Origin of the sequence: Neotamlana nanhaiensis (genome assembly GCF_000943555.1) — a bacterium.
GTDB classification, from domain to species: Bacteria; Bacteroidota; Bacteroidia; order Flavobacteriales; family Flavobacteriaceae; genus Neotamlana; species Neotamlana nanhaiensis.
Genome location: NZ_JTDV01000001.1, coordinates 358849 through 378635 on the forward strand (window position 1 = coordinate 358849; position 19787 = coordinate 378635).

The window sequence follows — 19787 nt, forward strand, 5'->3', positions numbered from 1 at the left end:
ATTTTTGCACAACCTAAAAAAGCATTTACCGCATGCAAACCATACCCGATTTACAAAACAATATTTCTTTTGACGATTTTAAAACCGAAGTTCTTGCCGACTACAAAATAGCCGTAGAAAGTAGAGAATGTAGTTTACTTGGTCGTAGAGAAGTGCTTACTGGAAAAGCTAAATTCGGGATTTTTGGTGATGGTAAAGAAGTGCCGCAACTAGCCATGGCTAAGGCATTTAAAAAAGGCGATTGGCGTTCTGGGTATTACCGCGACCAAACCTTTATGATGGCGATTGGTGAATTTACTAAAGAACACTTTTTTGCAGGTTTATATGCCGATACTGATATTAAAAACGAACCCATGTCGGCTGGTCGCCAAATGGGCGGGCATTTTGTTACCCATAGTTTAGATGATAATGGTAACTGGAAAGACCTAACAAAACAATACAATTCTAGTGCCGATATTTCGCCAACAGCTGCACAAATGCCGCGATTATTAGGTTTAGCACAAGCTTCTAAAATTTTCAGACATGTTGACGGTATTAACAAATCTAAATTTTCGATAAACGGAGACGAAGTTGCTTGGGGAACCATTGGTAATGCTAGCACTAGCGAAGGCTTGTTTTTCGAAACCATAAATGCTGCAGGTGTACTACAAGTACCTATGGTTATTAGTATTTGGGACGACGAGTACGGTATTTCGGTACATGCTAAACACCAAACTACAAAAGAAAATATTTCTGAAATTTTAAAAGGATTTCAACGCGATAAAGACCAGAAAGGTTACGAAATTTTACGTGTAAAAGGTTGGGATTATGCCAATCTTGTGGCTACTTATCAAGAGGCTGGTGCCATTGCCCGCGAGGAACATGTGCCAGTAATTATTCACGTTACCGAAGTAACACAACCACAAGGTCATTCTACTTCAGGTTCGCATGAACGCTATAAAACTCCCGAACGTTTAGCTTGGGAAAAAGAGCACGATTGTAACTTAAAAATGCGCGAATGGATTATTGAAAGTGGTATTGCTACCGAAGAAACTCTAGTTGAAATTGAGCGCAATGCAAAACGCGAGGTTCGCGAAGCAAAAAAGAATACTTGGAATACCTTTTTAAAACCAATAACTAAAGAACAGCACGAACTGGTTTCAATTTTAAAATCTATTGAAACTAAAAGTGCTAACGGTGTGTTTATTGCTAAACTTAAAAATAGCCTAGAAGCGATTGATGAACCTACAAGAAAAGATATTTTATCGCATGGTAGAAAGGCTTTGCGCTATATTTTAAATGAAACGTTTGAGGAAAAAACCAAACTTCAACAATGGATAAATCAGATCTTTGAAAATGTACAACCTAAGTTTAGTTCTCACATTTTTTCTGAAACCGAGCATGCTAATAGCCGCATAAAAGAAGTAAAACCAACTTATAGTGATGATGCCGAATTAGTTGATGGCCGAATTATTTTACGAGATAATTTTGATGCCATTTTCAACAACATCCCTGAAGCTTTAGTTTTTGGTGAAGATTCTGGAAACATTGGTGATGTTAATCAAGGTTTAGAAGGCTTACAAGAAAAATATGGCGAACTACGAATTGCCGATGCAGGTATTCGTGAAGCTACCATTATTGGTCAAGGTATTGGTATGTCGCTACGCGGATTAAGACCAATTGCCGAAATTCAATATCTAGATTATTTTCTTTACGCTTTACAAATTATAAGCGACGATTTAGCAACCACGCATTACCGAACCGTTGGTAAACAAAAATCACCCTTAATAATTCGTACTCGTGGCCACCGATTAGAAGGTATTTGGCATTCGGGCTCTCCAATGGGCGGTATTTTGCATTTAGTTCGTGGCGTTAATGTTTTAGTGCCAAGAAACATGACCAAAGCCGCAGGATTTTACAATACATTAATGCAAGGCGACGATCCTGCCATTGTTGTAGAATGTTTAAACGGTTACCGCTTAAAAGAGAAAATGCCTAACAATTTAGGCGCACTTAAAACACCTATTGGCGTTGTTGAAACCATAAAAGAAGGTAACGATATTACGGTCGTTTCTTATGGTTCTACATTACGTATAGTTGAGCAAGTAGCCAAAGAATTAATAGCTGTTGGTATTGACATTGAAATTATTGATGTACAATCATTATTACCATTCGATCTTAATCAAGATATTGTAAAAAGTGTTGAAAAAACAAACCGATTAATCATTATTGATGAAGATGTTCCGGGTGGTGCTTCAGCATATATTTTAAATGAAGTGCTAAATAATCAAAATGCTTATGAATATTTAGATAGCGCTCCAAAAACATTAAGTGCCAAAGCGCATCGTCCAGCTTACGGAAACGATGGCGATTATTTCTCAAAACCATCTGCCGAAGATATTTTTGAAGCTATTTATAACCTCATGCACGAATCGAACCCAACTAAACATCCAAAATTACGTTAGTAATATTCGATAATAAAAACAGATAACCATCGCTTTTGCCGATGGTTTTTTTATATTTATAAAAATCAAAATTATGGATAAAGATTCGCCTTTAATTACTCGAGATTGGTTAGCAATAGAACGCACAAAACTTGCTAACGAACGTACATTTTTAGCGTATTTTAGAACCTTCATTGTATTTTTAGGTACAGGAATAACCGTACTAAAATTAGAGTTTTTCGCCGAAATGAAACCTTTTGGCATTATTTTACTTCTAACTTCTCCCATTATTTTAATTATAGGTTTAGTTCGTCTTTTTGCGGTAAAACGCACTATAAAAAAACATTACAAGGTATAAATGAAAGCCGCTACTATAAAAGATATTAAAACCGAACTCAATGAGCTTTCAACTAAAGAATTACAAGATTTATGTTTACGGTTATCACGTTTTAAATTAGAAAACAAAGAACTACTCACCTACTTACTTTTTGACTCACACAACGAATCGCAATACATTGAAAACGTAAAAAATTATATAGACACCGAATTTTTAGCCATTAACACCAAAAGTATTTTTTACATAAAAAAAAGTGTTCGTAAAATATTAAAAAACGTAAAAAAATATATCCGCTATTCACAAAACAAAGCCACCGAAGCGGAACTACTTATATATTTCTGCAAAAAGCTAAAACATTTTAAACCTAGCATAAAACGGAGTACACAGCTTCAAAATTTATATAACAGGCAATTATTACAAGCAAAAAAACGTATTGATACACTTCACGAAGATTTGCAATACGATTACAACTTACTTATTGAAAAACTGTAAATCTTAAAAAAAGCTGAAAAACTTAACATAGATTCACAATAAATTAACACAATTAAATTTTACACAATTTAATTGTGTTTTAAATTTGTATCATGGATGATAAGTTAAAAATCAATCAGCAATTATGCTTTCCTATTTATCTTTTAGCAAAAGATATTATAGCACTTTATAGACCTCTGTTAAATGCCATAGGTTTAACATATCCGCAATATTTGGTTATGCTTGTTTTATGGGAAAACCACAGTCAAACTGTTAATACAATAGGCAAAAAATTAAGTTTAGATAGTGGTACACTTACACCATTATTAAAGCGATTACAGCAAAAAGAACTTGTTATAAGAACAAGAAGTAGCGAAGACGAACGTGTTGTGAATATTACCTTAACCAACAAAGGAGCGTTATTAAAAAATAATGCGCAGTGTATTCCAGAACAAATGGTTGAAGCCATGAATGTATCGATTGAAGATTTAACATCATTAAAAGAACTAGTCATAAAAATTTTAAACAGTAAAAAATGAAAAAGATTTATAGCATTGGCGCAACAGCTACAGGTGGTAGAAATGGCCATGTAAAAAGTGATAATGGTATTTTAGATTTAGAAGTAAGGCACCCAAAAGCCTTAGGCGGAGAAAACGATAATTATGCAAACCCAGAAATGTTATTTGCAGCAGGATATTCTGCTTGTTTTGACAGTGCTCTAAATTTGGTAATTAATAACGAAAAAGCACAAACAGGTACAACAACTGTCACTGCAAATGTTGCTATTAGTAAATTAGATAATGGTGGATTTGGTTTAGCCGTAGAACTACAAATAAATGTGCCTAATGTTTCAATAGATTTGGCTCAAAATTTAGCTGACAAAGCGCATCAAATATGTCCTTATTCAAACGCTACAAGAAATAATATAGATGTAAAATTAACTGTAACAAATAATAGTTAAAATTAATAGCAAAATGAACTTAATAGAAAACTTAAACTGGAGGCATGCTGTAAAGGCTTATAATCCAAACAAAAAAGTAAGTCAGGAAAATATCGATAAAATCGTTGAGGCTGCTCGTTTAGCCCCATCTTCATCAGGACTACAACCATTTCAAGTACTAGTGGTTACAAATCAAGATATAAAAGAAAAACTTGTTGAAGGGGCTCTAAATCCAGAATGTATGCGCGATTGTTCCCATGTTATTGTATTTGCAGCTTGGGACAAATATACCGAAGAACGTATAGATACCGTTTACGACTTTACTACTGATGAACGCGGATTACCTCGTGGACGTTTTAGTAGTTATACTGACAAATTAAAAGAACTTTACTTAAACCAATCGGCTGATGAAAATTTTGCTCATATTGCACGACAAACCTATATTGCTCTCGGTTTAGCATTAGCTCAGGCCGCAGAGCTTAAAGTTGATACAACACCTGCTGAAGGGTTTAGTAACACCGTTGTTGATAAAGTTTTAGACCTAGACAAATTAGGTTTAAAAAGTGTCTCACTTATGTATGTTGGTTATGCCGATGATGAAAACAATTGGATGGCTTCAATGAAAAAAGTAAGAACTCCAAAAGAAGATTTTATAATAGAATATAAATAAATCAAAAACCATATTATATAGGAAGCGAGCTAATCTCAAATAGCTCGCTTTTTTGTTATTAGCTGTTTTACAATTGCTACAAATAAATCAATTAAATATAACGAAACAATTTAAAAGCATTGTTTGAATGCTTGCTGCAATATTTTATCTTTACACGCTCAAAATAGGAAATGATTTTATGAAGATCTCGTATAATTGGTTAAAGCAATTTTTAAAAATTGATTGGTCTCCAGAACAAACAGGAGAATTACTAACAGATTTAGGACTAGAAGTTGAAGGTATAGATACTTATCAATCGGTAAAAGGCGGACTTGAAGGCGTTGTTATAGGCGAAGTTCTTACTTGTGAAAAACACCCAAATGCTGATAAGCTTAAAGTAACAACCGTAAATATTGGCGCAGATACTCCTGTACAAATTGTTTGTGGAGCGCCAAATGTAGCTGCTGGACAAAAAGTACCAGTAGCAACCATTGGAACCACTTTATACACTGAAGAAGGTGAAGCTTGGACCATTAAAAAAGGAAAAATTAGAGGCGAAGAAAGCCATGGGATGATTTGTGCTGAAGATGAATTAGGCTTAGGAAAATCGCACGATGGTATTATGGTACTTAGTGACGATTTAATTCCTGGAACAGCAGCTGCCGAAATTTTTGAAATTGAAAACGATCAAGTTTTCGAAATTGGACTAACACCAAACCGCGCCGATGCTATGAGTCATTGGGGAACCGCTCGCGATTTAAAAGCTGGATTACTTCAAAAAGACATTAATTTAGAACTCATTACACCATCGGTTAGTGCGTTTCATGTAGATAGCCGTACTTTAAAAATTGATATCGATGTTCTTAATAAAGAATTAGCTCCTCGTTACTGTGGTGTTACACTATCTGGAATTAAGGTAAAAGCATCTCCTGCTTGGTTACAACACCGTTTAAAAGCTATTGGTTTAAGTCCAATAAATAACGTTGTTGATGCCACCAATTATGTATTACATGAATTAGGACAGCCGCTTCATGCCTTTGACGCTTCAAAAATATCTGGAAATAAAATTGAGGTTAAAACTTTACCTACTGGAACCAAATTCACAACTTTAGATGGTGTTGAACGCGAACTTCATGAAGATGACTTAATGATTTGTGATGCCGAAAAACCGCTTTGTATCGCTGGTGTTTTTGGCGGATTAAATTCAGGTGTTTCAGAAACTACAACAAATATATTTTTAGAGAGTGCTTATTTTAATCCTGTTAGCGTTCGTAAAACAGCCAAACGTCATGGTTTAAATACCGATGCTTCGTTTAGATTTGAACGTGGTATCGACCCCAACACCACACAATATGTACTAAAACGTGCGGCACTTTTAATTAAAGAATTAGCTGGAGGCGAAATTACTAGTGATGTTTTAGATTTTTACCCCAAAAAAATAAAAGATTTTGAAGTACGTTTAAGTTTCGAAAATGCTAAAAAACTAATTGGCGAGGATATCCCTGAGGAAACCATAAAACGAATTTTATCATCGTTAGAAATAAAAGTAAACAACGTTACCGAAGCTGGTTTAGGATTAACCGTACCTGCCTACCGTAACGACGTACAGCGTGAGGCTGATATTATTGAAGAAATTTTACGCGTTTACGGATATAATAATGTTGGCATTACCAAAAAGTTAAATGCTTCGATTGCAAGTACTTCAAAATTTGAAGATTATAAAATTCAAAACATTGTTGGTACGCAATTGGCATCAAAAGGCTTTTTTGAAATTATGAGTAACTCATTAACTTCTCCTGACTATATAAAGCTGGTAGATCAGTTAAAAGAAGAGCATAACGTTGCTATGTTAAATCCGTTAAGTAGCGATTTATCGGTTATGCGTCAATCGATGCTATTTTCTGGTTTAGAAGCAGTAGCCTTTAATATTAATAGAAAGCGTGCCGATTTAAAGCTTTTTGAATTTGGTAAAACATACCACAGTTACAATGGCAATCGCGAAGAACTTAAACATTTAGCGCTTTTTGCTACTGGTAATCAATCTTACGAAAGTTGGTTATCATCAAACAGACAAAGTGAGTTCTTCTTTTTAAAAGGAACAATTGCAACTATTTTATCGCGTTTAGGAATAAGCAGATTTAACGAATCGGCTAGCAAAAACGATATTTTTAGCGAAGGTTTAAGCCTAGGATTTGGTAAAAATACTTTTGTTAATTTTGGATTGGTAAAGAAATCTATTTTAAAACATTTCGATATTTCTCAAGATGTTGTGTATGCCGATTTTAATTGGGATACTATTTTAGAATTTGTAAAACACAACAAAATTAGTGTTAAACCAATTCCGAAATTCCCTGAAGTTAAACGTGATTTTGCGTTGTTATTAGATGATAGTGTAACCTTCGAGTCGATTAACACTATTGCAAAGAAAACCGAAAAGCAGCTTTTAAAAAGTGTAAATTTATTTGATGTTTATCAAGGTAAAAACTTACCTGCCGGTAAAAAAAGTTATGCTGTTAGTTTTACATTACAAGACGAAAACAAAACCTTAACCGATAAGCAGATTGATAAAATTATGAACAAGCTTCAGCAAAATTTTGAAAACCAACTTGGTGCAGAACTAAGGTAATTTGTGCATGCTAAAAAATAAATATGTTATAGTATTCGTAACTGTTTTTACTATTCAAGCAGGAATAAGTCAGAACAAATTATATACTATCGATCAAGATTCATCGTCGACCTGGAGTTTGCTTAAATACGATGTTAATACGACTTGGCACGGTGTAAAACATGCTTTTACCAGCCCTATTCGCTGGAAAGGTAAAGATTATGCTAAATTAGGTGGATTAATTATTGGTACAGCAACCTTATCGTTAGCCGATGAAAGTATTAATGAGTTTGCGTTAAGACAAAAAACCGACTACCCTTCTATAGCAAGAGATTTTGGTTGGTATTTTGGTAGCCCTCAAAACTATTTTATGGCTAATGCAGGTTTATATGGTTTTGGTTTGCTTACAAAAAACGAAAAGGTACGCTATACTAGTGTTTTAATAATATCGTCCTCGGTTACTTCTGGTTTTATACAATCGCTTGCTAAAAATGCTTTTGGGCGTGCACGTCCTGGAACCGATTTAGGTCCTTACGATTTTAAACCATTTTCAAAAGAAGGTGGACAACACTCGTTTCCTTCTGGTCACACAGTGTTATCAATAACTATGGCGCATGCCATTGCTAAACAAGTTAAAAATCCTTGGTTAAAATCGGGCATTTATGCCATTGGTTCTATTCCTCCAATCTCTAGATTAATAGATAATGCGCATTGGTTTACCGATATCGCTTTTAGTACAGCTTTAAGCATTATTGTAGTAGATAGTATTGATGCCTTTTTAAAGAAAAACAATGCTCACGGTTGGCATAAAGACTCCCGTATTTCCTGGAATTTCACTTTTAGCGGTAATAAAATAGGACTCATTGGCTCCTTTTAGTTATCAACAATTGTTAATTATTCCTAAAAAGTTTTAAGGTAAGTTTTTTTTGACTATCTTTAAGAGGCAACCACTTAAAACTAAAACGTCATGTCAAACTACATCAAAGTCTACTCTGGAAATTTTATCGATGTGCAGCGCATTTTTAGCGCATTAGAAAAACAAAACATTTGTGCCGTAATTAAAGACGAATCGGAATCTGGAAGATTAGCCGGTTTTGGATCTTCAATCTTAGGTTTTCAAGAAATTCATGTTCACAAAGACGAACTTGACCGCGCTGTATTAGCGGTTCAAAAATTCACTGCAGAAAAAGAATACCAAGCCTAAACTTGGTACATCTTATCTCGTAATTCTTTTATCTTTTTATCTTGCATATACTCATCGAACGTGGTATATCTATCTATTACGCCATTTGGTGTTAGTTCGATAACACGGTTTGCAACCGTTTGAGCAAATTCATGATCGTGTGTAGTAAACAAAATAGTGCCTTTAAAGTTTTTTAGCGAGTTATTAAAGGCTGTAATACTTTCTAAATCTAAATGGTTTGTTGGTTCATCAAGCATTAAAACATTTGCTCTTACCATCATCATTCTACTTAACATACAACGTACTTTTTCACCACCCGAAAGTACATTCGACTTTTTTAAGGCTTCTTCGCCGCTAAAAATCATTTTACCTAAAAAGCCACGAATAAATACTTCTTCACGCTCTTCTTCGGTTTTTGCCCATTGGCGTAACCAATCCACAAGACTTAAATCGTTTTCGAAATACTCGCTGTTATCTAATGGCAAATAAGATTGTGTTGTAGTAACACCCCAAGCAAATTTACCAGCATCAGCTGCTTCTTTGTCGTTTATAATTTGATAAAACGCCGTAGTTGCTCTTGAATCTCTAGAAAAAACAACAACCTTATCCCCTTTTTGAAGGTTTAAATCGATGTTTTTAAATAACAATTCACCATCAATTGAAGCTTCTAATCCTTCTATATTTAAAATTTGATCGCCTGCTTCACGTTCGCGCTCAAAAATAATAGCAGGATAACGGCGACTAGTAGGCCTAATATCCTCAATATTAAGCTTATCAATCATCTTTTTTCTACTCGTTGCTTGTTTACTTTTTGCAACGTTAGCCGAAAAACGACGTATAAATTCTTCTAATTCCTTCTTTTTCTCTTCGGCTTTCTTGTTTTGCTGCGCTCTTTGGCGAGCTGCTAATTGCGACGACTCGTACCAAAAGGTGTAGTTTCCTGAGTAGTGATTTATTTTACCAAAATCGATATCAGAAATATGTGTACAAACCGCATCTAAAAAGTGACGGTCGTGAGAAACTACAATAACACAGTTATCATAATTAGCCAAAAAGTTTTCTAACCACGAAATGGTCTCATAATCTAAGTCGTTAGTTGGCTCATCCATAATTAAGACATCTGGACTACCAAATAATGCTTGAGCCAATAATACACGTACTTTTTGCTTACCATCTAAATCGTTCATTAATGTATAATGAAACTCTTCTTTTATACCTAAATTCGATAACATAGCAGCCGCATCACTATCGGCATTCCATCCGTTCATCTCTTCAAACTCAACTTGAAGCTCTCCTATTCTATCGGCATTTTCATCGGAATAATCAGCATAAAGTGCGTCAATTTCAGTTTTAATTTTAAATAAAGGTTTATTTCCCATTAAAACCGTTTCTAACACCGTATGCTCATCATATAAATTATGATTTTGCTCTAAAACCGACATACGTTTACCTGATTCTAAATGTACTTGCCCCGAAGTGGCTTCCATTTTACCCGAAAGTATTTTTAAAAACGTAGATTTACCAGAACCGTTGGCACCAATAATACCATAGCAATTACCCGTGGTAAATGTTGTGTTTACCTCGTCGAAAAGAATACGTTTACCAAATTGAACTGAAAGATTAGAAACAGATAACATATATTTATTTAATTTTTTGCAAAAGTAGAAAAATGTATTGGTTTGTTGAAACTTACTGAACGCAATTTTTAAGTATTTATCACTAAAATTCAATTATTTAATTAGCTAATATTTAACAACGCGTTAACAAGACTTTTTAATAACAAAGTATATTTTTGTTTGAAATTAATACATTTACATACAAATTACTCTCAAGACGGATTTATGAAGGGGTTTCTCTCTATATTACTATTATCTCTAACTTTTTTAGGCTGTAAAAACGACAATAAAGACGACAACTACGCTTATTTAGGGGGAGAAATTATTAACCCAACTACAAATTACATTATTTTAGAAAAAGATGGTGAAATAATTGATACGATTCCACTTGATGGTAGAAATAGATTTATTCACAAATTTGAAGGTTTAATTCCTGGATTCTATACCTTTAATCATGGCGGTGAAGAACAATTTGCATTGTTAGAACCTAAGGATAGTTTATTATTTAGATTAAACACCTTAGAATTTGATGAATCATTGGTATTTACAGGTTTAGGTGATAAAAAAAACAACTATTTTATTAATGATTTTATTGAAAATGAACTTAGAGAAAAGTACATTTTTAAAATTTGCCAATTAGCACCCAAAACTTACCAAAAACATATCGATTCTTTAAATAGTATAAAATTAATTGCATTTAATAAGTTTAAAGAGAAATATGAAACCACGGAGCTTTTTAATACAATAGCTGAAGCAAATATAAAATTTGCGCATTATTCGAATAAAGAAATCTATCCGTTTATTCATTACGGACAAAACAAAATTGAGATTTTAAACTCGCTGCCGAAAGACTTTTATGCTTACAGAAAAAATATAGATTATAATGATGCTTTTTTTAGCGATAATTCTAATTACATACATTTTCTAAGAAGAAATTTAAGCAATATTTCCCTTACTATACACGACGAACACGCCGAAGAAAAAAAGTTTAATCACAGATCGTTGTGCTATAACCTAGATAGGCTACAGTTAATTGATAGTTTGGTTACTAACACTACTATTAAAGACGCTCTACTTTACCATTTTACCATAAAATACCTGTCTAAAAGTCAAGACGTTGAAAACAGTGAAAAACTTTTAAAATCGTATTTAAACAAAAGTACAAACGAAAAAGGAAAAGCTTTAATGTGCCGTTTAAACGAATCGATTAACCGATTACAAAGAGGTGCCAAATTACCTGATATTGCTGTTTTAAACTATAATAATATTTCAAATAATATTAGCGCGGTTATAAAGCAACCAACAGTTATAAGCTTTTGGGCACAATCGTTTTACGATCATTTTAATCACAGCTACAAAAAAATTAATGAATTAAAAGTAAAATATCCCGAAGTTAATTTTATCAGAATTAATATTGATGATTATGAGGTTGGCAAACCCAAAAAAATGCTAGCAAACCATAATTATAGCACGCAAAACGAATATACTTTTTCAAATCCAAAACAAGCCAAAGAAACATTGGCTATTTATCCGCTTACCAAAACTTTTATTGTAGATAAAAACAATACTATTGTAAGCAGTAACTCTAATTTGTTTTCTATTAAGTTCGAGGAAGAATTGCTAGGATTAATTAATAGATGATTTATTTTCTACAATTTATAATGTTTAATTAGCAGCTTCTCATAAGTTTTATCGGGTAAAATAAATTTGAGTACAATTGAAAATTTCTGCATAAATGCGCCTACCTTATGATGAATTCTAGGAGAATTATTTTCAATAATCTTTTTAACCGCCTTAGCTACAGCAATGGGGTCGTCGCTATTATCAACATCATCATCTATATTTTGTAACACCGATGGGTAAAGTTTATATGGCGAGGTATTTAATGCGGGCGCATGATAACGACCTGCCGCTATATTTGTCGCAAAATCACCAGGAGCTAAATTGGTCATTTTTATATTAAAATCTTTCAATTCAATTCTAAAAGCCTCAGTAATTAATGATAAGGCTCCTTTGCTAGCACTATAAACACCACGATAAGGCAAGCCCATATAACCCGCAATTGAGGTTACATTTATTATTAAACCCGAATTTTGCTTTCGCATTTGTGGCAGCACCGCTTTAATAACATTAATAGGTCCAAAAAAGTTAGTATCGAAATTATTTTTAATCTCGGCTTCTGGAATTTCTTCAATAGGACCAGTAATACCAACACCAGCATTATTAATTAATACATCAAGACGCCCTTCTTTACTAATAACCTCTGCAACACATGCGCAAATAGTATCGTTATTTTTAACGTCGAGGGCTAAAATGGGAAATTTACTGCGTTTGTATTTTTCTGGACTGCGACTTGTACCATAAACAATATAACCATTGCTTTGTAAAAACTCGCCAATAGCCTTTCCTATTCCAGAAGAACCACCGGTAATTAAAACAACTTTTAGCATTTAAAAAAAATTTTACAGCTTAAATATAAGAAAGAAATACTTACAATTGGGCATAAAAAAAGGCAAGCTACCTACATCACACCGCTACGACCATATACCTTTGCTTCGTTCCCGACCTGGAGGATTTTACAGGAGCTGGTTGTGTAGGACTTGCCGGGTGCAAATATACAATGTTTTAAAAATATCACAATGATTTTTTTAACCGATTTTAAATAAATATCTTGCTTTAAATATTTGCACATAAATGAAAACTATCAAATACTTAACAATCATATTTTTAGGTGGATTATTAATCGCTTGCGGATCAAATTCGGGAAATAAAAAAAGTTACTTTTCTATTGAAACTAATGCCAAAAAAGGTAATATTTCGAATAATGAAACGCTAAAATTAGCTATTTCAAGCAAAAAAGACATCAAAATTGATTCTGTAAATTACACTTTAAACGGTGAAACATTTTCTGAAAATACCAGTCTTAAAAATTTTAAATTAGGCAAACAAACTCTCGAAGCAACCATATATTTTGATGGCGAAAAGCAAAGTATAAAATCACCTATTACCATTTTAAATAGTGAATTACCAAAAGTGTATAAGTATAAAATTATAAACGAATACCCACACGATATTACTTCGTACACTCAAGGTTTAGAGTTTTTTAATGATACACTTTACGAAAGTACCGGACAGTACAAAGAATCGAAACTGCGCAAAGTAAACTATAAAACTGGCGAAGTTGTTAAAAATATAAATTTAGACGATGAGTATTTTGGGGAAGGCTTAACCATACTAAAAAACAAAGTGTACCAACTTACTTGGCAAAAAGGCACTGGGTTTGTGTATAATGTAGATACATTTGAAAAATTAAGTAGTTTTAAATACGGAAACAGTAAAGAAGGTTGGGGCTTATGCAATAACGATACGACACTTTATAAAAGCGACGGTAGTGAAAAAATTTGGCTTTTAAACCCCGAAACATTAGCCGAAGAAAGTTTTATACAGGTTTATACCAATAAAGGAAAAATTGTTGGTATTAATGAAATGGAATGGATTAACGGACAAATTTATGCCAACCGTTACCAAAAAGATGGTGTGGCTATTATTAACCCTAAAAACGGAGGTATTGTTGGTGTCATTGATTTTTCTCCGCTTAAAAAATTAGTTACTCAGCATGACGGACTTGATGTTTTAAACGGCATCGCATACAACCCTAAAACAAAAACTATTTTTGTAACTGGTAAACGTTGGGATAAGCTTTTTGAAGTTGAAATTGTAGAGTAAATAAATTATAACATAAAAGAGACTCCTAACCTTAGGTAAGATTAAGAGCCTCTTTTCAATTTTTCATTATTATTTACTGTTATATTAATGAAAAACTAACACCTTTTATAAATGTAGCTTCATCGAAATCCTCTAATTTAAACGATGCTATTTTTTAGATTTTTCAATTCCCATCAAGATGTTAAGTACCTGCCTGCTGCTCTATTAAACCTTAATTTGTATTATTAAAAATTATGCAGAACTCAGGTTAATACTTATAAAAATAAATTTTTAGCCGATTTATCTTTTAAATGCTTACTTCCTAATACAAAAAACAACAATAAACTAATAAGAGTTAAGGCTATGAAGTTAAACCAAACCTCGTTTTTTATTCTATTTTCATAATTAAACTGAGGCATAGAGCTATAATCTTCAAGCGTAAACTTTTCATTTTTAAATAGCATAGGCACCAAATAGTTTCTCCATCTAACCGAGAACTCAAATACTTGTTTTTTATAATCATTATAGTGCTTTTCTGAAGTACCTGAAATATTATTTAATGCTTGCTGCATTAATATGGCTGGAGAAATGTACTTAAACGTACTTATTAAATGCTGCTGTTTTTTTAATTGAATATCGTAATCATTTAACAAAGGCTTGGTTTTTTCTTCCATAACCTTTTCTGATGCAAAATAATTATGCCAAAAACCAAAACGTTGCTCGTCGTTATTTTGTGCTAACTCGGGGTGAGTTCGCAAATAATCGTTCATTATTTCGTTTTGTTTTTCTTCATTTTCCTTTTTAATTAAACGTATTTCGTTAATCATTTTTAAACGCGACGGTGTAGGGTAAAGAGCACTACCTATTTGATTTATAGTAGCAGGTATAACCATTACCAATAATAGCCAAACTCCTATTAACGCTAAAGCGTTTTTTGAAGAATTATTAATTTTAACATTAACAATAAAAGCTGCTACAAACCAAAATAAAACATAAGCCGCTATTATTAAAAACAGTCCTATTAAATTAGTAACTTGGGCTAAGGCGTTAACCGAAAAAAGTAACATTGTCAACAACACTATTATCCATGTTAATAATGTAATAATAACATATCGTATAGCTAATTTTTGAAGCAACCAACTCATTATAGCAATAGGTTGAGCTCCTAGTAATTTAAGTGTACCTAACTCTTTTTCTTTAGATAAAATGTTATAGGTAAACGTAATGATTAACAAAGGCAATATGTAAATAATTACGAAAGCCAAATCGAAATTACCAAAAAGCAATTGTACTGGATTTACCATTTCAGAATAGTCTAAAGCAAAATTATTTCCATATACCTTGGGGCTTTTAAAATGTGTATACATATCGCTTTGCCCTGTCGCCAAAAATGACAACTCTTGCGGTTTCATGATGGCTAATCGCGGGTATTGGTATCCTACAGTCATGGGTTCGTTTGGTTTTTGCCAATAAGGCATATCTGGTTTTTTACCAGCTTCAAAAACTTTTAGAGTTTCTACTAAAACACTATCCCTTTTTTGTAATTCTTTTTTTACTACTGTTATATCGTTAAGGCGCTTATCGACATTTTTCTTTCCGTTAAAGGTAGCAAAGGCAAAAAGCATTGCAATGCTTACCAATAAAATTAACAGCCACTTACTACGTGTTAGCAGCTTTATTTCGTACAATAAATTGTTACTAAACATGCTTTATATTTTTTTTGAAGTCATTATTAATCCTATAAAAGGTAATACCAGCCACAGTGCAATGAAGAGTATATTTTGTCTGTTTTCGCTTAATATTTCGCTTAATAACGGTGGTGTAAATTTAAATTTTGGTAGCTTTTTGAATTTATCGGCTCCCATGGTGTAACCACGTTCACCCACTTTCATATTATCTTTTATATCGTAGTTTAAAAATTTTTGCTTTTCTAGTCTATATGCTTCTGCAGCTTGAGTAAATTTCCAATGTAAATTATTGCTTGTATTAGCTATATCCATTGATAAAAAACGGATAGGAACAAAAGGCGAAATAAATGACAGATTTTTATAGGTTTGATTTTGATTTACAGCTATATCATTTAATATGCTATAGTGTTTGTCATAAACTTGAGCTTCAAACTCTTCTCCTTTTTGCATACGGTATCCAGCATAATTAAATGGTAATTGGCTAATGCTATCTACTCCGTATTCTTTTAAAGTTTCTATTTCTAATTGCTTTGCCGCTTTACTCCATGGGTTGTGCCCATCTAAACCTTTTTGCTTATCTTCTGCAATTCTAGAAGCAAATTCAGATTTTGACGGATAAGGATGATTGCTATTAGCAAAATTGGTTGCTATTTTAGGTGTTATGAAACTAAAAAGCACCCATATTACTAAACTGGAAACCAAAGATACCCCAGAAGACTTACTCCACATCGAAATCAAAACGGTAAGTGTTGTAATAACAGCATAATATAATGTATAAGTAAAAAAAAGCACACTTAAACTCATCCAACTAAAAAAAGCTACCCCTTGCAAGTTGGATAAAATAATTCCGGTGGTAATAAAAACTAAAGCCGTAAGTAATAAAATTGGTAAAAATGTTGCTAACCATTTACCTAGTGCTAATTTTACAGGATGCACTGATTGGCTTTTTAAAAGGGTAAATGTTTTAAGCTCAAACTCTTTTGTATAGGCATTATACCCTATTAAAATAATTATTAATGGGAATAGATAAATTAAAACAAAATTAATTGAAAGCGTACCAAAACGCGCTAAACTTGTTTGGTCGCTTGCTTCGCTAAATGAAGCTTCATTTCTATTATGGGCTTCCAAAAAAATAGAGCTACCAGTGTATTGGGTTACCCCATAATCAAACAATGATAATGCAAATTGAGGCTTAAAAGCGTAAGTACCATAATGCGCTGCTGAATGTGGATTTTTTTCGCTTTGTGTTTCCCAAATATTACGTTCTTTAGTCTTTGAGATGCTATACTGTTCGGTGTTTTTTTTATATTGATTTACACCTGTTACAGTTGCTATAAGTAATAAAACTAATAGAATAATTGATGCTATTTTAAACCGCCCATCCCTTATTAGCTCTTTTAATTCTTTTAAAACTATATTTTTCATTATTAACTTATGTTTTGAAAGTTCATAATATCTAAATATGTAGTCTCCAGTTCTTTTAAAGAAATATTTGCCGTTTCTATATAATTTTGCAATACTCCAGAACGCATAATTCCAATATGTGTACTAACCTCTTTAGCTCGAAACAAATCGTGAGTTGCCATTAAAATAGCTACATTATTCGCTTTCATTTGCGTTAATAAATTAATAAACTCATTACTCGATTTTGGATCTAAACCTGATGTTGGCTCGTCTAGCAATAACACTTTTGCTTGTTTAGCGATAGCTAAAGCTATGCCTACTTTTTGGCGCATACCTTTCGAAAAATTTTGTACTCGCTTGCTGTGGGCATCGTTTTGTAACCCTGCCTCGCTTAAAAAAGATTTTAAGTTGTTAGTATTAAAATTTTTACCAGATAATTTTGTGAAATAATCTAAATTTTCAATTGCAGTTAATGTAGGGTATAACATCAAATTCTCTGGAATATAGGTAAGTAATGATTTTGTTTTTAAAGCATTTTTGGTAACATCTAATCCATTAATTTGGGCTGTTCCTGATGTTGGATCTAAAAAGTTTAATAACATATTTATGGTTGTAGATTTACCTGCTCCATTTGCTCCCAAAAGGCAAAGAATTTCGCCCTCGTTTACGGTAAAAGATAAATTACTTACAGCTGTAAAATCACCATAAGTTTTAGTAAGGTTTTTAGTAGTTATCATAATATTTAATTGATTGATTTTTTTAATTTATATAAGTGCTAATAATAACACATTGATATACCGTTAATAAAATTGCTCTCATTAACGTTATCTATTTTTATATGTATATTAAAGCTATTTTGCTGGTGGAGGTCGGCAAAATAAAGTGTAGTTAGTATGATTTGGCTCATACTGAAATGTGTAAGTGCCTATAAGTTTATTACAAAAATCAACCCTGTCATATTGCAATGATGTATAAGTACCATTACAAACAAAGAGTGCACTATTAGCTACTATTACATACTCACAAAGATTACAATGATCTTGATTATCAAAATCATTATCATGAGCTAAGGCATGTAAACCACAAAGTTTAACACTAATAAAAAATATTAGATAAAAAAGAGCAAAATGTGATTTAAACTTGTCCAAAAAAAACTATTTAACTATTATGTTATAAAACATTTGCTTTTAAAAAGCAAAAACCTGTGTAAATAAAAATTCTTAATCAACAAGAAACCACTCCTTAGTTATTTCCTGCTCTGTATTCGCTTTACTATTGTGTATATATTCGTTTTTAATAGCGTTATAAGTGTAATCGTCTCCCCAAGTTATATAGTTTTTTGCCACTTGTTCAATGGCATCACAAATAAACTCGATCTCGTTATTGGTCATGGTTGGATGCACTGACATACGAATCCAACCCGGGCGCTCAATTAAGCAACCTTCTAATATTTTTTGCTCGATAGCTTTTGATTTGGTTTGGTCAACGTGCAATAAATAATGCCCATAAGTGCCTGCACAAGAGCAGCCGCCACGTGTTTGTACACCAAAACGATCGTTAAGTAATTTTACTATTAAATTAAAGTGTACATCTTCAATAAAAAATGAAAACACCCCTAGCCTTTCTTTATGATTTGGAGCTAGTAATTTTAAGTTTTCAATTTTTGATAATTTTTCAAAAACCAAAGCATTAATTTCATGCTCACGAGCTATAATGTTTTCAACACCCATAGCTTCTTTTAATTGAATTGAAAGCGCAATTTTAATCGCTTGTAAAAAACCAGGTGTTCCGCCGTCTTCACGGGTTTCAATATCATCAATATAATCATGGTCACCCCAAGGGTTGGTATAATTTACGGTACCGCCACCTGGATTATCTGGCACTAAATTCTTATATAATTTCTTATTAAATACTAACACCCCAGATGTCCCTGGACCACCTAGAAACTTATGAGGTGAAAACGTTACAGCATCTAAATATTCATCCTCATCCTCTGGATGCATGTTGATATTTACATAAGGGGCCGAACATGCAAAATCTACAAAACACAATCCGTTATTTTGATGCATTAGTTTAGCGACTTCATGATAATTGGTTTGAATACCTGTTACGTTAGAACACGCTGTAATAGCCGCGATTTTAATAGGCACCTCACTATATTCATCTAATAGTGTTTCTAGTTTTTTTAAACACGGTAAGCCTTCGTCGTTCGATGGAATAACCTTTACTCGGGCTATCGTTTCTAACCAGCTGGTTTGGTTAGAATGATGTTCCATGTGGGATACAAAAATAATAGGGCGTTTTTCCTCTGGAACTTCGGTATGATCTTTTAAATTTTCGTTGAGTTTAATCCCCAAAATACGCTGAAACTTATTGATAGCTCCTGTCATTCCTGTACCAACGGTGATTAAAACATCGTCTTTTGATGCATTCACATGGTTTTTAATAATGTTACGTGCATCGTGGTAGGCCAAAGTCATTGCCGAACCTGTAATTGATGTTTCGGTATGTGTGTTGGCTACAAAAGGACCGATTTCATTAAGAAGTTTTTCTTCAATAGGACGATACAAACGACCACTAGCAGTCCAATCGGCATAAATAATTTTTTTCCTTCCGTAAGGCGATTCAAAATACGTATCGCTACCAACAATATGATTTCTGAACTTTGAAAAGTATTGCTCTAAACTTGACGACGTCGTAACTTTATTCTTCTTTTTAAAAAACATAATGATTCTCATTTATAAAATCACTCTAAATATTTAGAAG

17 protein-coding genes and 1 other RNA gene are annotated in these 19787 nt (G+C 32.9%); 11 read left to right on the forward strand and 7 right to left on the reverse strand.

The genetic code is table 11. From position 1 onward, the window contains the following. Positions 1-32 precede the first annotated feature (32 nt). The 9 genes from PK35_RS01385 to PK35_RS01425 all read left to right on the forward strand — a co-directional run bounded on the left by PK35_RS01385 (position 33) and on the right by PK35_RS01425 (position 8629). A complete protein-coding gene (locus PK35_RS01385) occupies positions 33-2444 on the forward strand; it encodes an alpha-ketoacid dehydrogenase subunit alpha/beta (protein WP_044624859.1) in 2412 nt (803 codons plus the stop codon). Between the two features lie 73 nt (positions 2445-2517). Next, positions 2518-2781, forward strand: coding sequence for a DUF202 domain-containing protein (locus PK35_RS01390; protein WP_044624860.1), 264 nt, complete (start codon positions 2518-2520; stop codon positions 2779-2781). Next, a complete protein-coding gene (locus PK35_RS01395) occupies positions 2782-3252 on the forward strand; it encodes a hypothetical protein (protein WP_044624861.1) in 471 nt (156 codons plus the stop codon). It begins immediately after the preceding gene. A 92-nt stretch (positions 3253-3344) separates the two neighbouring features. After that, the gene (locus tag PK35_RS01400) at positions 3345-3770 is read left to right on the forward strand and encodes a MarR family winged helix-turn-helix transcriptional regulator (RefSeq protein ID WP_044624862.1); all 426 of its coding nucleotides are present in this window, start codon (positions 3345-3347) and stop codon (positions 3768-3770) included. Then, the gene (locus PK35_RS01405) at positions 3767-4192 is read left to right on the forward strand and encodes an organic hydroperoxide resistance protein (RefSeq protein ID WP_044624863.1); all 426 of its coding nucleotides are present in this window, start codon (positions 3767-3769) and stop codon (positions 4190-4192) included. Before PK35_RS01400 ends, PK35_RS01405 begins: the two co-directional genes overlap by 4 nt. A gap of 13 nt (positions 4193-4205) precedes the next feature. Then, positions 4206-4841, forward strand: a complete 636-nt coding sequence (locus tag PK35_RS01410) for a nitroreductase family protein (protein WP_044624864.1) — start codon at positions 4206-4208, stop codon at positions 4839-4841. 178 nt (positions 4842-5019) lie between these two features. After that, a complete protein-coding gene (gene pheT / locus PK35_RS01415) occupies positions 5020-7446 on the forward strand; it encodes a phenylalanine--tRNA ligase subunit beta (protein WP_044624865.1) in 2427 nt (808 codons plus the stop codon). Positions 7447-7453: 7 nt separating this feature from the next. Then, entirely contained in the window at positions 7454-8302 is an 849-nt protein-coding gene (locus PK35_RS01420) for a phosphatase PAP2 family protein (protein WP_044624866.1), read from the forward strand. A 90-nt stretch (positions 8303-8392) separates the two neighbouring features. After that, positions 8393-8629 (forward strand): putative signal transducing protein, encoded by a 237-nt coding sequence (locus PK35_RS01425; protein ID WP_044624867.1) that lies wholly within the window; start codon positions 8393-8395, stop codon positions 8627-8629. Here PK35_RS01425 and PK35_RS01430 read toward each other — a convergent pair. Further along, positions 8626-10245 carry an ABC-F family ATP-binding cassette domain-containing protein gene (locus tag PK35_RS01430; protein WP_044624868.1) on the reverse strand — a complete coding sequence of 540 codons (1620 nt, stop codon included), beginning with the start codon at positions 10243-10245 and terminating at the stop codon, positions 8626-8628. The genes PK35_RS01425 and PK35_RS01430 overlap by 4 nt on opposite strands. 204 nt (positions 10246-10449) lie before the next feature. Here PK35_RS01430 and PK35_RS01435 point away from each other — a divergent pair, with 204 nt between their 5' ends. Beyond that, positions 10450-11865: a TlpA family protein disulfide reductase gene (locus PK35_RS01435; protein ID WP_044624869.1), complete on the forward strand. Its 1416-nt coding sequence runs from the start codon at positions 10450-10452 to the stop codon at positions 11863-11865. 8 nt (positions 11866-11873) lie between these two features. On the opposite strand, the gene PK35_RS01440 is transcribed toward PK35_RS01435, so the two are convergent. Beyond that, the gene (locus PK35_RS01440) at positions 11874-12674 is read right to left on the reverse strand and encodes an SDR family oxidoreductase (RefSeq protein ID WP_044624870.1); all 801 of its coding nucleotides are present in this window, start codon (positions 12672-12674) and stop codon (positions 11874-11876) included. Positions 12675-12731: 57 nt separating this feature from the next. After that, positions 12732-12830, reverse strand: an RNA gene (ffs, locus tag PK35_RS17285) — signal recognition particle sRNA small type. A gap of 88 nt (positions 12831-12918) precedes the next feature. On the opposite strand from ffs, the gene PK35_RS01445 reads away from it, so the two are divergent. Continuing rightward, positions 12919-13950: a glutaminyl-peptide cyclotransferase gene (locus PK35_RS01445; protein ID WP_044624871.1), complete on the forward strand. Its 1032-nt coding sequence runs from the start codon at positions 12919-12921 to the stop codon at positions 13948-13950. Positions 13951-14204: 254 nt separating this feature from the next. Here the strand turns inward: PK35_RS01445 and PK35_RS01450 are convergent, their stop codons facing one another. The 4 genes from PK35_RS01450 to PK35_RS01470 form a co-directional block, all read right to left on the reverse strand. Then, positions 14205-15635, reverse strand: coding sequence for a DUF3526 domain-containing protein (locus tag PK35_RS01450; protein ID WP_044624872.1), 1431 nt, complete (start codon positions 15633-15635; stop codon positions 14205-14207). Positions 15636-15638: 3 nt separating this feature from the next. Beyond that, positions 15639-17042, reverse strand: a complete 1404-nt coding sequence (locus PK35_RS01455; protein ID WP_117624632.1) for a DUF3526 domain-containing protein — start codon at positions 17040-17042, stop codon at positions 15639-15641. A 2-nt stretch (positions 17043-17044) separates the two neighbouring features. Next, entirely contained in the window at positions 17045-17758 is a 714-nt protein-coding gene (locus tag PK35_RS01460) for an ABC transporter ATP-binding protein (RefSeq protein ID WP_044624874.1), read from the reverse strand. A 483-nt stretch (positions 17759-18241) separates the two neighbouring features. After that, positions 18242-19747, reverse strand: a complete 1506-nt coding sequence (locus PK35_RS01470) for an aminotransferase class V-fold PLP-dependent enzyme (RefSeq protein WP_044624876.1) — start codon at positions 19745-19747, stop codon at positions 18242-18244. Positions 19748-19787: the final 40 nt, after the last annotated feature.

What these genes read in the sequence shown, in the direction of transcription:
- PK35_RS01385 (WP_044624859.1), top strand. Translation starts at nt 33, where the DNA reads ATGCAAACCATACCCGATTTACAAAACAATATTTCTTTTGACGATTTT.
- PK35_RS01390 (WP_044624860.1), top strand. Translation starts at nt 2,518, where the DNA reads ATGGATAAAGATTCGCCTTTAATTACTCGAGATTGGTTAGCAATAGAA.
- PK35_RS01395 (WP_044624861.1), top strand. Translation starts at nt 2,782, where the DNA reads ATGAAAGCCGCTACTATAAAAGATATTAAAACCGAACTCAATGAGCTT.
- PK35_RS01400 (WP_044624862.1), top strand. Translation starts at nt 3,345, where the DNA reads ATGGATGATAAGTTAAAAATCAATCAGCAATTATGCTTTCCTATTTAT.
- PK35_RS01405 (WP_044624863.1), top strand. Translation starts at nt 3,767, where the DNA reads ATGAAAAAGATTTATAGCATTGGCGCAACAGCTACAGGTGGTAGAAAT.
- PK35_RS01410 (WP_044624864.1), top strand. Translation starts at nt 4,206, where the DNA reads ATGAACTTAATAGAAAACTTAAACTGGAGGCATGCTGTAAAGGCTTAT.
- pheT (WP_044624865.1), top strand. Translation starts at nt 5,020, where the DNA reads ATGAAGATCTCGTATAATTGGTTAAAGCAATTTTTAAAAATTGATTGG.
- PK35_RS01420 (WP_044624866.1), top strand. Translation starts at nt 7,454, where the DNA reads ATGCTAAAAAATAAATATGTTATAGTATTCGTAACTGTTTTTACTATT.
- PK35_RS01425 (WP_044624867.1), top strand. Translation starts at nt 8,393, where the DNA reads ATGTCAAACTACATCAAAGTCTACTCTGGAAATTTTATCGATGTGCAG.
- PK35_RS01430 (WP_044624868.1), bottom strand. Translation starts at nt 10,245, where the DNA reads ATGTTATCTGTTTCTAATCTTTCAGTTCAATTTGGTAAACGTATTCTT.
- PK35_RS01435 (WP_044624869.1), top strand. Translation starts at nt 10,450, where the DNA reads ATGAAGGGGTTTCTCTCTATATTACTATTATCTCTAACTTTTTTAGGC.
- PK35_RS01440 (WP_044624870.1), bottom strand. Translation starts at nt 12,674, where the DNA reads ATGCTAAAAGTTGTTTTAATTACCGGTGGTTCTTCTGGAATAGGAAAG.
- PK35_RS01445 (WP_044624871.1), top strand. Translation starts at nt 12,919, where the DNA reads ATGAAAACTATCAAATACTTAACAATCATATTTTTAGGTGGATTATTA.
- PK35_RS01450 (WP_044624872.1), bottom strand. Translation starts at nt 15,635, where the DNA reads ATGTTTAGTAACAATTTATTGTACGAAATAAAGCTGCTAACACGTAGT.
- PK35_RS01455 (WP_117624632.1), bottom strand. Translation starts at nt 17,042, where the DNA reads ATGAAAAATATAGTTTTAAAAGAATTAAAAGAGCTAATAAGGGATGGG.
- PK35_RS01460 (WP_044624874.1), bottom strand. Translation starts at nt 17,758, where the DNA reads ATGATAACTACTAAAAACCTTACTAAAACTTATGGTGATTTTACAGCT.
- PK35_RS01470 (WP_044624876.1), bottom strand. Translation starts at nt 19,747, where the DNA reads ATGTTTTTTAAAAAGAAGAATAAAGTTACGACGTCGTCAAGTTTAGAG.